The 13211-nt window shown below is 55.2% G+C and carries 15 protein-coding genes and 1 other annotated feature; of the genes, 5 read left to right on the top strand and 10 right to left on the bottom strand.

What is annotated here, in order from left to right; translation table 11 throughout:
• Positions 1-19: 19 nt before the first annotated feature.
• Complete coding sequence (locus tag ACLH1I_RS04225) at positions 20-1285, top strand: D-amino acid dehydrogenase (RefSeq protein WP_322966467.1); 1266 nt, start codon at positions 20-22, stop codon at positions 1283-1285.
• The gene (locus ACLH1I_RS04220) at positions 1282-1635 is read left to right on the top strand and encodes a RidA family protein (RefSeq protein WP_004203134.1); all 354 of its coding nucleotides are present in this window, start codon (positions 1282-1284) and stop codon (positions 1633-1635) included. The genes ACLH1I_RS04225 and ACLH1I_RS04220 overlap by 4 nt, the downstream gene beginning before the upstream one ends.
• Positions 1636-1687: 52 nt before the next feature.
• Here the strand turns inward: ACLH1I_RS04220 and ihfA are convergent, their stop codons facing one another.
• From ihfA to ACLH1I_RS04170, 10 genes are all read right to left on the bottom strand, one after another.
• Positions 1688-1987 carry an integration host factor subunit alpha gene (ihfA, locus tag ACLH1I_RS04215; protein ID WP_002909098.1) on the bottom strand — a complete coding sequence of 100 codons (300 nt, stop codon included), beginning with the start codon at positions 1985-1987 and terminating at the stop codon, positions 1688-1690.
• 4 nt (positions 1988-1991) lie between these two features.
• Positions 1992-4379 (bottom strand): phenylalanine--tRNA ligase subunit beta, encoded by a 2388-nt coding sequence (pheT, locus tag ACLH1I_RS04210; protein WP_017900778.1) that lies wholly within the window; start codon positions 4377-4379, stop codon positions 1992-1994.
• Positions 4380-4394: 15 nt separating this feature from the next.
• Positions 4395-5378, bottom strand: coding sequence for a phenylalanine--tRNA ligase subunit alpha (gene pheS / locus ACLH1I_RS04205; RefSeq protein ID WP_002909105.1), 984 nt, complete (start codon positions 5376-5378; stop codon positions 4395-4397).
• A 63-nt stretch (positions 5379-5441) separates the two neighbouring features.
• Positions 5442-5566: a sequence feature (Phe leader region), on the bottom strand.
• Positions 5517-5561, bottom strand: a complete 45-nt coding sequence (pheM, locus tag ACLH1I_RS04200) for a pheST operon leader peptide PheM (RefSeq protein WP_001386830.1) — start codon at positions 5559-5561, stop codon at positions 5517-5519. It overlaps the preceding feature by 45 nt.
• Before the next feature lie 118 nt (positions 5567-5684).
• On the bottom strand, positions 5685-6041 hold the full coding sequence (gene rplT / locus ACLH1I_RS04195) for a 50S ribosomal protein L20 (RefSeq protein ID WP_000124850.1): 357 nt from the start codon (positions 6039-6041) through the stop codon (positions 5685-5687).
• A gap of 50 nt (positions 6042-6091) precedes the next feature.
• A complete protein-coding gene (rpmI, locus tag ACLH1I_RS04190; RefSeq protein ID WP_001124225.1) occupies positions 6092-6289 on the bottom strand; it encodes a 50S ribosomal protein L35 in 198 nt (65 codons plus the stop codon).
• Between the two features lie 92 nt (positions 6290-6381).
• Positions 6382-6924, bottom strand: a complete 543-nt coding sequence (gene infC / locus ACLH1I_RS04185; protein ID WP_004189469.1) for a translation initiation factor IF-3 — start codon at positions 6922-6924, stop codon at positions 6382-6384.
• A gap of 3 nt (positions 6925-6927) precedes the next feature.
• Positions 6928-8856 carry a threonine--tRNA ligase gene (gene thrS / locus ACLH1I_RS04180; protein ID WP_017900777.1) on the bottom strand — a complete coding sequence of 643 codons (1929 nt, stop codon included), beginning with the start codon at positions 8854-8856 and terminating at the stop codon, positions 6928-6930.
• Positions 8857-9287: 431 nt separating this feature from the next.
• Positions 9288-9521: a hypothetical protein gene (locus ACLH1I_RS04175; protein ID WP_004203141.1), complete on the bottom strand. Its 234-nt coding sequence runs from the start codon at positions 9519-9521 to the stop codon at positions 9288-9290.
• A 269-nt stretch (positions 9522-9790) separates the two neighbouring features.
• Entirely contained in the window at positions 9791-10549 is a 759-nt protein-coding gene (locus ACLH1I_RS04170) for a YdiY family protein (RefSeq protein ID WP_004203142.1), read from the bottom strand.
• A 356-nt stretch (positions 10550-10905) separates the two neighbouring features.
• Here ACLH1I_RS04170 and pfkB point away from each other — a divergent pair, with 356 nt between their 5' ends.
• From pfkB to ACLH1I_RS04155, 3 genes are all read left to right on the top strand, one after another.
• Positions 10906-11838: a 6-phosphofructokinase II gene (pfkB, locus tag ACLH1I_RS04165; RefSeq protein ID WP_151628719.1), complete on the top strand. Its 933-nt coding sequence runs from the start codon at positions 10906-10908 to the stop codon at positions 11836-11838.
• Positions 11839-11931: 93 nt separating this feature from the next.
• Positions 11932-12216: a type V toxin-antitoxin system endoribonuclease antitoxin GhoS gene (gene ghoS, locus ACLH1I_RS04160; RefSeq protein ID WP_065877460.1), complete on the top strand. Its 285-nt coding sequence runs from the start codon at positions 11932-11934 to the stop codon at positions 12214-12216.
• Between the two features lie 105 nt (positions 12217-12321).
• Positions 12322-13194, top strand: a complete 873-nt coding sequence (locus tag ACLH1I_RS04155) for a fructosamine kinase family protein (RefSeq protein WP_004203150.1) — start codon at positions 12322-12324, stop codon at positions 13192-13194.
• The last annotated feature ends 17 nt before the right edge of the window (positions 13195-13211 follow it).

Genomic DNA, 13211 nt, shown 5'->3' with positions numbered 1-13211 from the left:
ATAAATTGATCAGCGGTGGATATATCGGGTTATGAACAAACGCATTGTCATTATCGGCGGCGGCGTGGTCGGTCTGGCCACGGCCTGGGAACTGATTAAGCGCGGCCATCAGGTGCAATTACTGGAGCGCAATGGCGAACCGGCCAGCGCCACCAGTTTTGCCAACGGCGGACAATTAAGTTACCGCTACGTCGCTCCCCTTGCCGACAGCGGCGTTCCCCTGCAGGGGATGAAATGGATGGGTAAAGCCGATTCGCCGCTCAATATGCGTCTCAATATCTCTTTTCAGCAGTGGCGCTGGCTGCTGCAGTTCCTGCGCGCCTGTAATAGCCAGACCAATAAAATAAACGGCGACCATATATTGCGTCTGTCGCTGCTCAGCCGGCAGGTTATGCAGTCGTGGCGGGAAGAGGATAGGCTTGCCGATTTTCACTGGCGACGCAGCGGAAAATTAATTATCCATCGCCGGGAATACGATTTTACTAAAGCGGCAAAAGGGATAGATCCTCAATATCAGCAGGTGCTGAATGCTGAAGCCTGCCTGCGGCTGGAGCCGGCGCTAAAACATATCAGCCCTTCGCTACAGGGCGGCATTTATTCGCCGGGGGATGAAACGGCGGATTGCCATCAGTTTTGCCTTGCGCTGCTCGACAAGCTCACCGCCAGCAGCCGCTTCAGCCTGCTGACCCACTGTGAGGTGCTGCAGCTCACTAAGCGCGGCGGACGCGTCAGCGCCCTGGAGACCAGCCGCGGGAGCATCACCGGCGATGAGTATGTCGTCGCCGCCGGAAACGGCAGCGGCCCGCTGCTGGGACATCTGGGCGTTCGCGTGCCGCTCTGCGCCCTGAAGGGGTATAGCCTGACCCTTCCCTATCCCCAACAGACGGGCATTGCGCCGGACATCAGCGTTACCGACTATGGGCACAAAATTGTCTATGCCCGCCTTGGCCAGCAGTTGCGCATCGCAGCGATGGTGGACATCGGCTACGACGGCGACGAACTGCGCGAAAGCCGCATTCAGGCGCTGAAGAGCATCGTCGCCCGTAGCTTTCCCGAACTCGAGGGGTTGGACAAGGCCGAAGCTTGGACCGGCATGCGCCCCTCAACGCCAGCCGGCCCACCGCTGCTGGGACGCGCCGGCTACCCCAACCTGTGGATGAACCTCGGCCAGGGAAGCCTCGGCTTTACCCTCGCCGCCGGCAGCGCGGTGGTGCTGGGCGCGTTAATCGACAATCAGATGCCAGACATTTCTTTAGAAGGTCTCACATGGAAACAAACCGCATGACAATTATTCGCAATCATCCACAACCTCGTCTTTCCGCCAGCGTTGAGTATGGCAATCTGCTGTTCCTCTCCGGACAGACGCCGAAAAGCAACGAGGAGGAGATCACCTTGCAGACCCGCGAAGTGCTGGAGAAGATCGACGCCCTGCTGGCAGAGTCCGGGAGCGATAAGCGGCACATTCTCTCCGCGCAGATCTGGCTGAAAAATATCGAACGTGACTTTGCTGCGTTCAATGAGGCGTGGGTGGAGTGGATGCCGGACGGCCATAGCCCGGCGCGAGCGGCCGTGCAGGCGGAGATGGCGCGACCAGAAATCCTGGTGGAGATCATGCTCACTGCCGTTAAAGCGTAAGTTTCGACAGAAAAGAAAAAGGCCGCGATGCGGCCTTTTTAATTAGTTCAGATTATTTGTCTTTAGGCGACGCGTTTTCGACACGGCTTTTCAGCTTCTGACCGGGTCTGAAGGTCACCACGCGCCGGGCTGTAATGGGAATATCCTCCCCCGTCTTCGGGTTACGTCCCGGGCGTTGGTTTTTATCCCGCAAATCGAAGTTGCCGAACCCGGAGAGTTTGACCTGTTCTCCGTTTTCCAGAGCACGACGGATCTCTTCGAAAAACAACTCGACCAGTTCTTTGGCATCCCGCTTGCTAAGCCCAAGCTTATCAAACAGATATTCTGACATTTCAGCTTTTGTAAGCGCCATAGGTTCAATCCCTCAATGATGCCTGGAATCGCTCTTTTAATGCCTCTACACATCTGGCAACGGTAGCGGCAATCTCCTCTTCTTCGAGTGTACGGCTGGTATCCTGCAGGATCAGGCTAATCGCAAGGCTCTTATACCCTTCCGCCACACCTTTACCACGGTACACGTCAAATAAGTTTACGCCAACTACCTGATTTACGCCAACTTTCTTACATTCGGCTAAAACATCGGCGGCAGCCACGTTTTCCGCGACCAGTACCGCGATGTCGCGACGGTTCGCCGGGAAGCGGGAAATATCGCGCGCCTGAGGCACCACGCGGTCTGCGAGCTTGTTCCACTCCAGTTCAAACACCAGAGTGCGACCGTTCAGATCCAGTTTACGTTCCAGCTCAGGATGAACAACCCCAATGAAACCAATGCGTTCACCTTTAAGATAAATCGCTGCGGACTGCCCCGGATGCAGCGCGGTGGTCGCTTCAGCACGGAATTCGATATCCGCTAATTTTCCGGTTAAATCCAGAACGGCTTCCAGATCGCCTTTCAGATCATAGAAATCGACCGTCTCTTTCGCCAGTGTCCAGTGCTCTTCGTAGCGGTTGCCGCAGATGGCCCCGGCCAGCATCACATCCTGACGAATGCCCAGCGGCGCGTTGGTGTCCGGCACAAAGCGCAGACCACTCTCAAAGATGCGTACCCGGCTCTGCTGACGGTTCTGGTTGTAGACCACGGTCCCCAGCAGGCCAGTCCACAGCGACAGGCGCATCGCCGACATTTCGCTGGATATCGGGCTTGGCAGAATCAGCGCCTCTTCACCCGCGTGGATCAGCTGCTGGACTTTCGGGTCGACGAAGCTGTAGGTGATCACTTCCTGATAGCCTTTGTCATTCAGCAGCGTTTTCACGCGCTTCAGCGACAGATCGGCTTCACGGTGGGTACCCATGATCAGACCCGCCTGCACCGGCTCATCAGGAATGTTGTTGTAGCCATAAACGCGAGCCACTTCCTCGACCAGATCCTCTTCGATCTCCATGTCGAAACGCCAGCTCGGGGCCACCGCCTGCCATTCGCCTTCGCCCACCGTCACTTCGCAGCCGAGGCGCTGCAGAATGTCGGTGACCTGCGCGTCGTCGATATGGTGGCCAATCAGGCGATCCAGTTTGCTACGACGCAGAGTGATGGTGGCGCGTTTTGGCAGAGTCTCTTCGTTGGTCACGTCGATCACCGGGCCGGCTTCGCCGCCGCAGAGGTCGATCAGCAGACGCGTGGCGCGCTCCAGCGCTTTATACTGCAGGGCCGGATCGACGCCGCGCTCATAGCGATGAGAGGCATCGGTGTGCAGGCCGTGACGGCGCGCGCGGCCGGTGATGGACAGCGGGCTGAAGAAGGCACACTCCAGCAGCACGTTCTGGGTTTCGTCGTTAACGCCGGAGTGCTCCCCGCCGAAGATCCCGCCCATTGCCAGCGCTTTGTTGTGGTCAGCAATGACCAGGGTATCGCTGTCGAGCTTCGCTTCGGAGCCATCAAGCAGGACCAGGGTTTCGCCCTCTTTCGCCATACGCACCACGATCCCGCCTTCGATACGGTCACGGTCAAAGGCGTGCATCGGCTGGCCCAGCTCAAGCAGCACATAGTTGGTTACGTCAACCACCGCGTCGATGGAGCGGATCCCGCAGCGGCGCAGTTTCTCTTTCATCCACAGCGGCGTCGGCGCTTTGACGTTGATGCCTTTCACCACGCGGCCCAGATAGCGCGGGCACGCCTGCGGGGCGTCAACCTGAATCGGCAGCACATCGTCAATGGTGGCGGCAACCGGGGTGATTTCCGGCGCGTTCAGCGGCGCCTTGTTCAGCACGGCCACGTCGCGCGCGACGCCGATGATGCCCAGGCAGTCGGCGCGGTTCGGGGTGACGCTGATCTCGATGGTGTTATCGTCTAGCTTAAGGTATTCGCGAATATCGGTACCGATCGGCGCATCCGCCGGCAGCTCGATAATTCCGCTATGATCGTCGGAAATGCCCAGCTCGGAGAAGGAGCACAGCATCCCTTCTGACGGTTCGCCGCGCAGCTTCGCAGCCTTGATTTTAAAATCGCCCGGCAGCACGGCGCCGATGGTCGCCACGGCGACTTTCAGCCCCTGACGGCAGTTTGGCGCGCCGCAGACGATGTCCAGTAGGCGTTCGCCGCCGACGTTGACTTTAGTGACGCGCAGTTTGTCGGCGTTCGGGTGCTGACCGCACTCCACGACTTCACCAACAACGACGCCGTTGAAGCTGCCGGCAACCGGCTCAACGCCGTCCACTTCGAGGCCCGCCATGGTGATCTGATCGGAAAGCGCTTCGCTGTCGATCGCCGGGTTAACCCACTCGCGTAACCACAGTTCACTGAATTTCATTGTTCTGTCCTGCCCTTATTTAAACTGTTTGAGGAAACGCAGATCGTTTTCGAAGAACGCGCGCAGATCGGTGACGCCATAGCGCAGCATGGTCAGACGCTCCATGCCCATGCCAAAGGCGAAGCCGGAATACACTTCCGGATCGATACCCACGTTGCGCAGCACGTTCGGGTGCACCATCCCGCAGCCCAGCACTTCCAGCCATTTGCCGTTTTTACCCATCACGTCGACTTCCGCGGACGGTTCGGTGAAGGGGAAGTAAGACGGACGGAAGCGTACCTGCAGATCTTCTTCAAAGAAGTTGTTCAGGAAATCGTGCAAGGTTCCTTTCAGGTTGGTGAAGCTGATGTTTTTATCAACGATCAGACCTTCCATCTGGTGGAACATCGGGGTGTGGGTCTGATCGTAGTCGTTACGATAGACGCGTCCCGGCGCGATAATACGGATCGGCGGCTGCTGGTTTTCCATGGTGCGGATCTGCACGCCGGAGGTCTGGGTGCGCAGCAGGCGAGTGGCATCGAACCAGAAAGTGTCGTGGTCAGCGCGCGCCGGATGGTGACCCGGGATATTCAGCGCATCGAAGTTGTGGTAATCATCTTCGATTTCCGGGCCCGTCGCCACGGTAAAGCCGAGCTCACCGAAGAAACTTTCAATACGGTCGATGGTGCGGGTGACCGGATGCAGGCCGCCATTTTCAATGCGGCGACCCGGCAGCGAGACGTCGATGGTCTCTGCAGCCAGACGAGCATTCAGCGCCGCCCCTTCCAGTTCGGCTTTGCGCGCATTCAGCGCCTGCTGTACCTGCTCTTTCGCTTCGTTGATGACCGCACCGGCTGCCGGACGCTCTTCCGGCGGCAACTCACGCAGGGTGGTCATTTGCAGGGTCAGATGCCCTTTCTTACCCAGGTATTCCACGCGGACGTTGTCCAGCGCAGCAACATCTGATGCCTCGTTAATGGCTGCCTTGGCACTGGCAACCAGCTCTGCGAGATGTGACATGGTTTTCCTCATTATGTCGGTGCAGACACCGGTTATAGTGAAATTAATATTCCGAATCCATATACGAAAAAAGCCTCCACAGGGGAGGCTTTCTGGCGCTGTTTTCCGTTTCTTCTTTCACGCGCTAGCCTCCTGAGTTCAGGTGCTAAAGTAAAAAAAGAAGCGGAAAATAGCAGCATTCATGCTTGCATTACCTTGTCTGGTAAGAAACGTCAGACCTGTATTGAAAAGCCTGCGCCGATAAAAGTCAATGTATTGATGGTGTTGAAACGAAAAGAGGGAGACAAGCTCCCTCTTTCAACTGGCTTATGCCAGAGCTGCTTTCGCTTTTTCGACCAGAGCGGTGAACGCTACTTTGTCGAATACGGCGATGTCAGCCAGGATCTTACGGTCGATTTCAACAGAGGCTTTTTTCAGGCCATTGATGAATTTGCTGTAAGAAATACCGTTCTGACGTGCTGCTGCGTTGATACGTGCAATCCACAGTTGACGGAACTGACGTTTACGTTGACGACGGTCACGGTAAGCGTACTGACCAGCTTTGATAACAGCCTGGAAGGCAACGCGGTATACGCGAGAACGCGCACCGTAGTAGCCTTTAGCTTGTTTCAAAATTTTCTTGTGACGTGCACGTGCAATTACACCACGTTTTACGCGAGCCATGTGTGCTCTCCTGTATCTATTCTAAGTTAAAAAAGTTAAACGTTAACGACTTATGCGTACGGCAGGCACGCGATAACCAGGCCCAGATCGCCTTTGGAAACCATGGCTTTCGGACGCAGGTGACGTTTACGCTTGGTAGCTTTTTTAGTCAGAATGTGACGCAGGTTAGCGTGCTTGTGCTTAAAACCACCTTTACCGGTTTTTTTGAAGCGCTTAGCAGCACCGCGTACGGTCTTAATTTTTGGCATTTTAATAACTTCCACTTCGCATTGTTAATAAACGAAACAAAGGCGAACAAAACCAGTGAGCCGAAGCCCACCGGAAATGTTTCTTGATGGCCTTACTGTTTCTTCTTAGGAGCGAGCACCATGATCATCTGGCGGCCTTCGATCTTCGTTGGGAAGGATTCGACTACTGCCAGTTCAACCAGATCGTCTTTCACGCGGTTAAGCACTTCCATACCGATCTGCTGGTGGGCCATCTCACGACCGCGGAAACGCAGCGTGATTTTGGCCTTATCGCCATCTTCGAGAAAGCGAATCAGGCTGCGGAGTTTTACCTGATAGTCACCTTCATCAGTACCAGGGCGGAATTTAATTTCCTTAACCTGGATAACTTTCTGCTTCTTCTTCTGTTCCTTAGAAGACTTACTCTTTTCATAAAGGAACTTGCCGTAGTCCATGATACGACAAACTGGCGGCTCGGCGTTAGGGCTGATTTCAACTAAATCTACTCCAGCCTCTTCAGCCTTTTCGATAGCTTCTCTCAGACTCACAATACCCAGCTGCTCACCTTCCAGACCTGTTAAGCGAACTTCCTGGGCGCGAATCTCGCCATTGATACGATTCGGACGTGCCGTTTGAACTCGTTTTCCGCCTTTAATACCTTATTCCTCCAGTTGTTGAAGACTGCGGCTGCGAATCTCTTGTTGCAGCTTCTCGATCACTTCATTTACGTCCATGCTGCCGAGGTCTTTCCCGCGACGGGTGCGCACGGCCACTTTGCCGGCTTCGACTTCTTTGTCGCCACAGACCAACATATACGGGACACGACGTAAAGTGTGCTCGCGGATTTTAAAGCCAATCTTCTCATTTCTCAAGTCTGCTTTTACACGAATGCCCGCATTTTGTAGTTTACGCGTCAATTCGTTAACGTATTCAGCCTGAGAATCGGTGATATTCATGACCACCACCTGCACTGGCGCAATCCAGGTTGGGAAGAAGCCAGCGAACTCTTCGGTCAGGATGCCAATGAAGCGCTCCAGAGAACCGAGAATCGCACGGTGGATCATGACCGGCACCTGACGCTCGTTGTTTTCGCCCACATAGGAGGCGCTTAAACGCTGCGGCAGAGAGAAGTCCAGCTGTACCGTACCGCACTGCCATGCACGATCGAGGCAGTCATACAGGGTAAATTCAATTTTCGGGCCGTAGAACGCCCCTTCACCCAGTTGATATTCAAATGGGATATTATTTTCTTCCAGCGCCACCGCCAGATCCGCTTCCGCGCGATCCCAGGTCTCGTCGCTGCCGATACGTTTTTCCGGGCGAGTCGACAGTTTGACAACGATCTTCTCGAAGCCAAAGGTGCTGTACATATCGTAGACCATACGAATACAGGCGTTCACTTCATCGCGAACCTGATCTTCAGTACAGAAGATATGCGCATCATCTTGGGTAAAGCCACGAACGCGCATCAGACCGTGCAGCGCACCTGACGGCTCGTTGCGGTGGCAGCTACCGAACTCCGCCATACGCAGCGGCAGGTCACGGTAGGATTTCAGCCCCTGGTTGAAGATCTGCACGTGGCCCGGGCAGTTCATCGGCTTAATGCAGTATTCACGGTTCTCAGAAGAGGTGGTGAACATCGCATCTTTGTAGTTGTCCCAGTGGCCGGTTTTTTCCCACAGCACGCGGTCCATCATGAACGGACCTTTCACTTCCTGGTACTGGTACTCTTTGAGCTTGGAGCGCACGAAGGTTTCCAGTTCACGGAAGATAGTCCAGCCGTCGTTATGCCAGAAGACCATACCCGGCGCTTCTTCCTGCATGTGGTACAGGTCGAGCTGCTTGCCGATTTTACGGTGGTCGCGCTTCGCGGCCTCTTCCAGGCGCTGCAGGTAGGCGTTCAGGGCTTTCTTATCGGCCCACGCGGTACCATAAATGCGCTGCAGCATCTTGTTGTTGCTGTCGCCGCGCCAGTACGCGCCTGCGGTTTTCATCAGCTTGAAGTGATGGCAGAAACGCATGTTCGGCACGTGTGGACCGCGGCACATATCGATATATTCTTCATGATGATACAGGCCAGGCTTGTCATCATGAGCAATGTTTTCGTCAAGAATAGAAACTTTATAGCTTTCGCCGCGCTTCACGAAGGTTTCACGCGCTTCGTGCCAGCTCACTTTCTTCTTGATGACATCGTAGTTTTTCTCGGCGAGCTCATGCATACGTTTTTCGAGCGCGTCGATATCTTCCTGAGTCAGGGTGTGGTCGAGGTCTACGTCATAGTAGAAGCCATTATCAACAACCGGACCGATAGCCATTTTGGTGTTGGGCCACAGCTGTTTGATAGCATGGCCTAACAGGTGCGCGCAGGAGTGACGAATGATCTCCAGCCCTTCTTCATCTTTAGCCGTGATAATAGAGAGGGTGGAATCGGTTTCGATCGGGTCGCAGGCGTCTACCAGTTCACCGTTTACCCGCCCGGCGATGGTGGCTTTCGCCAGGCCTGGGCCGATATCCAGCGCGACGTCCATCGGGCTGACGGCGTGATCAAAATGGCGTTGGCTGCCATCAGGAAGCGTAATTACAGGCATTTTATGTCCTTATTTGCAGTGGTGCCCCACACGAAAGAGCACATACAAAACAATATAATCATAATTATCACCAGGTTAAGGCGCAGTTCCCGCTTCACTCTGCGAAAAGAGGAGCACGACCGGAGCGATCGTTCCCGCCTGCTGCCGCCTGCTGATAACACCGGGGAGTAGTTTACACATCATTGGTACGTGATTAAAGCCGCAATAGCATAAATGATGGCGGAATGCGGAGAAAACAAGAGCGGCGCGGATAAAAGCAGAATATCCGCCAGGAAGGGGCGATAATAATCACCAGCGAAGCCGGACGATATTATGCGGACAAACTAAAAGAGACGCGTTGATATTGCCTGCGTGATGTTTAGCGCGGGTCGTTAAACCGGTACCACTTTACCCGGCTTAATAGACTGCCCGTGAAGCAGTAGCCTGCGATATTAAGACCACTCGCCTGCCACCAGCGTATGCACATTAAAGGCATCGCTCATGGATTGTCCGGTGCTACGGGAACCGGGGGCAATATTCGATCCGGCCTCAACGTCGGTAGCTTTGGCGATACCTACCTGCGTATGGTCCTGGTTACCCGACGGCGGAACTGGCGTGGCGGCCGATGCGCCAAAGGAAAGCACGCACAGCGCCAGGGCTGCGATGGTAAATTGGCTTTTTTTCATGATGTTTATTCTCTTATTACGGAAGACGGACCGAACAATGTCTCCATTCGGTCAGTGGCTGTTAGTATAGATCCAGATCACATATTTGTCCGTCGAATATTTAGCTTTTCGTGTCAAATAGAATGAATATTTGTCAGCAAATGGAGAATAATGGAGAAAAAATGGAGGCCAGTTTCTTTTTATAAAAACTAAAACGAATTGCCAGAAAAAATAATGTCACTTATTGCTAAATCTAAAACGATCAGGCCGGGAAACCCGGCCTGAAAATATTACATTTTATACCCGAGGGAGAGCGAGGTCCGGCGATCGGTATGCTCCGGCGCAGACGCCGGCGGCTCCGAGTTCCAGGTGACGTTGTACGCCACTTTCAACGCAAAGTGGGCGTTAATCGCCACGTTTAACGCACTCTCTGAGTTGACCGTGGTGTCCTCGGCGCCAAATACCGATACCCCTTGGGTAAATTTGGCGTTATCGGTCATCTGCCAGGCCCAGGTTCCGGAGGCGTAGCCCAGCGGTTGAGTGTCGGTATCCCCGTCGGTGTATTCGTCATAGCGGACGCCAGGACCAAATTCAAACCGCAGGCTGTGCACCGGTCCGTTGAGGATTTGACGACCATAGCCCGCCGTCAGGACATCGCGCTGCTGATAGCCGTTATAACGGTCGGTTAGCCAACTGCCCTGCCCAAAGACGTAGTTCATATCGGTCAGGTTATAGCGACTACGACCACCGACTGCATATTTCTCAGAGGAGCGCTCATCGTTGGACGAGGTGTTGCTGGCGTTGCCCCACAGGGACCAGGCGGTGGTGTTGCCATACCAGGTCAGGGTGGAATCAGCCGTCATTGAGGAGTTCTTGGTGTTGCCGGACTGCGCCAGGTAACCTGCGTTGACCACCCCTTCGAACGGTTTTTTGGCAGCGGAAGGGTCATCCATGACGGTAAATACAGAATCATCGGCCATTGCGCCAACAGACGCAAAAAGCCCCCCCGCCAGCATGACCGCTGCGGGTACTGTCTTTAAAAGCTTCATTATAACTCTCTAAAATACATTTTTTTAGGACAGTACAAATGATGAACAGGCCTAACCATGCCGGCTCATTGAATTTAGCGTCCGTACAACATAAAAGAGACCTGTGGGTCCCGGAAACTTTCGCGAGGATCGCGGAGTGCAGGTCCTAAGAAAGGTAGCAAATTATAAAAAAGCACGAATAACATAGCAATCACTTACTCTTTCGTTTTTTGAATAAGACAGCTCCGGAAACAATCTTTATTTCATAATGAAAATACAGGCTTCTTTGCAAATCTCTCAGGGACAGCACTTTCCCTCCCTGAATCATCGTGCCATGCTTAAATAAAGCACAGTCGCCGTATTAAGGAGGAGAAGGAATGACCAAAATTTATACGCTCACGCTGGCCCCCTCGCTGGATAGCGCCACCCAGACCCCGCAGATCTACCCGGAAGGGAAACTCCGCTGCAGCGCGCCGGTATTTGAACCCGGCGGCGGCGGGATCAACGTCGCCCGCGCCGTGACCTTTCTCGGCGGCAAAGCCACCGCCATTTTCCCGATTGGCGGCGCCACCGGCGAGCACCTTGCCGCCCTGCTGGCCGATGAGCAGGTGCCGATCGAGACCGTCGAAACCCGCGACTGGACGCGACAGAACCTGCACGTTCACGTGGCCGCCAGCGGCGAACAGTATCGCTTTGTGATGCCCGGCGCCGCGCTGACAGACGATGAATTCCGCCGCCTGGAAGAAAAAGTCCTGACCATCGACCCCGGCTCACTGCTGGTGATCAGCGGCAGCCTGCCGCCAGGTATCAGCGTCGAAAATCTGATGCAGCTTGTTAAAAATGCGCAACAGCAAGGCCTGCGTTGCATTATCGACAGCTCCGGCGATGCGCTGGCCGCCGCGCTGGACGTCGGCAATATTGAATTAGTGAAGCCAAACCAGAAAGAGCTCAGCGCCCTCGTGCAGCGCGATCTGAGCCAGCCTGATGACGTCCGCCTTGCCGCTCAGTCGTTGATCCAGTCCGGTAAAGTGCGCCGGGTGGTGGTCTCCCTCGGTCCGCAGGGGGCGTTAGGGATTGACGCCAGCGGCAGCGTTCAGGTGGTGCCGCCGCCAATGAAAAGCCAGAGCACCGTCGGCGCCGGCGACAGCATGGTGGGCGCCATGACCTTGCGTCTGGCGGAAAACGCCAGCCTCGAAAACATGGTACGCTTTGGCGTCGCCGCCGGTAGTGCCGCGACCATCAACCAGGGTACCCGCCTCTGTTCGCAGGCCAATACGCAAAAAATCTACGATTATCTCTGCGGACGTTGATTTCCCCTGCCCCTCCGCGCCGGCGGAGGGGAGCCGCGAGATTTGCAGGATGGTCTATGCTGGAAAGGCCATACATAACAACGGGGTGTCGAGATGAGCAATGAAATTACCGCCTGGGTCGTCAGCGTAACCTTCCATGAGCAGGTGCTGACTGAGATCAATGAGGTCAGCAACCATTTTACCCGTGCCGGGTTTGTACTAACGCTCAATGATGAAGAGGGCACGCCCCATGAGCTGGGCACCAATACCTTTGGCCTGCTGAGCGCCCAAACAGCCGAGGAAGTGAAAGCTCTCAGCGCCGGCCTGGCGGAAGCGGCCCTTGGCCGTCCGGCAGAAATCGCCGTCAGCACATTCGCCGAGTGGTTAAAAGCTCAATAAATGCGTTTAGCGCAACGGAAAGCGTCAGTTGTGCGTCAGTTCCAGGTTTACCCGGTAGTAATGCGCTAACCTTATGATATGGTGGAAAACATGGGGAGAGACAGCATGTGGCAAGCAATCAGTACTCTTTTACGCGATTGGCATACCGAAGACGCTGAAATCGAACTGAAAACCGAGCTGCCCGGCGGAGAGATCCATTCCGCCTGGCATTTGCGCTTCGGCGGCAAAGATTACTTCGTGAAATGCGACGAACGGGAACTCCTGCCTATCTTCACCGCCGAGGCCGATCAGCTGGAGCTGCTGTCGCGAAGCAAAACCGTTCGCGTACCGCAGGTCTTTGCCGTCGGCAGCGATCGCGACTACAGCTTCGTGGTCATGGAATACCTCCCTCCCCGTCCGCTGGATGCGCATAACGCTTTCCTGCTTGGCCAGCAGTTAGCCCACCTGCATCGGTGGAGCGATCAGCCGCAGTTCGGTCTGGATTTTGATAACGATCTTTCCACCACGCCGCAGCCCAACGCCTGGCAGCGTCGCTGGTCGGTGTTTTTTGCCGAGCAGCGTATCGGCTGGCAGTTGGAGCTGGCGGCGGAGAAAGGGTTGCACTTTGGCGATATCGATACCTTAGTCGATGTGGTACAGCAGCGGCTGGCCAACCATCAGCCGCAACCTTCGCTGCTGCACGGGGACCTGTGGTCCGGCAACTGCGCCTTAGGGCCGGATGGCCCCTACATCTTCGACCCGGCCTGCTACTGGGGCGACCGCGAGTGTGATTTAGCAATGCTGCCGATGCACCCGGAACAACCCCCGCAGATCTATGACGGCTATCAGTCCGTCTCGCCGCTACCGGCTGGTTTTCTCGAGCGTCAGCCGATTTACCAGCTTTATACCCTGCTGAACCGGGCGATATTGTTCGGTGGCCAGCACCTGGTGACAGTCCAGCAGGCGCTGGACGATGTCCTGATGGAAAAAACGCGTTAGACAAGGTTTACGGCGGA

The organism is Klebsiella sp. 1SOBk10mer (assembly GCF_046602535.1).
Classification (GTDB): domain Bacteria; phylum Pseudomonadota; class Gammaproteobacteria; order Enterobacterales; family Enterobacteriaceae; genus Klebsiella; species Klebsiella quasipneumoniae.
Note: the sequence above shows the minus strand (reverse complement) of the source record. Positions and strands in the feature narration are given on the sequence as shown.

Excerpts from the sequence above, each read along its gene's own strand:
- ACLH1I_RS04220 (WP_004203134.1), top strand. The coding sequence starts at position 1,282 with ATGACAATTATTCGCAATCATCCACAACCTCGTCTTTCCGCCAGCGTT.
- ihfA (WP_002909098.1), bottom strand. The coding sequence starts at position 1,987 with ATGGCGCTTACAAAAGCTGAAATGTCAGAATATCTGTTTGATAAGCTT.
- pheT (WP_017900778.1), bottom strand. The coding sequence starts at position 4,379 with ATGAAATTCAGTGAACTGTGGTTACGCGAGTGGGTTAACCCGGCGATC.
- pheS (WP_002909105.1), bottom strand. The coding sequence starts at position 5,378 with ATGTCACATCTCGCAGAGCTGGTTGCCAGTGCCAAGGCAGCCATTAAC.
- rplT (WP_000124850.1), bottom strand. The coding sequence starts at position 6,041 with ATGGCTCGCGTAAAACGTGGTGTAATTGCACGTGCACGTCACAAGAAA.
- rpmI (WP_001124225.1), bottom strand. The coding sequence starts at position 6,289 with ATGCCAAAAATTAAGACCGTACGCGGTGCTGCTAAGCGCTTCAAAAAA.
- thrS (WP_017900777.1), bottom strand. The coding sequence starts at position 8,856 with ATGCCTGTAATTACGCTTCCTGATGGCAGCCAACGCCATTTTGATCAC.
- ACLH1I_RS04175 (WP_004203141.1), bottom strand. The coding sequence starts at position 9,521 with ATGAAAAAAAGCCAATTTACCATCGCAGCCCTGGCGCTGTGCGTGCTT.
- ACLH1I_RS04170 (WP_004203142.1), bottom strand. The coding sequence starts at position 10,549 with ATGAAGCTTTTAAAGACAGTACCCGCAGCGGTCATGCTGGCGGGGGGG.
- pfkB (WP_151628719.1), top strand. The coding sequence starts at position 10,906 with ATGACCAAAATTTATACGCTCACGCTGGCCCCCTCGCTGGATAGCGCC.
- ghoS (WP_065877460.1), top strand. The coding sequence starts at position 11,932 with ATGAGCAATGAAATTACCGCCTGGGTCGTCAGCGTAACCTTCCATGAG.
- ACLH1I_RS04155 (WP_004203150.1), top strand. The coding sequence starts at position 12,322 with ATGTGGCAAGCAATCAGTACTCTTTTACGCGATTGGCATACCGAAGAC.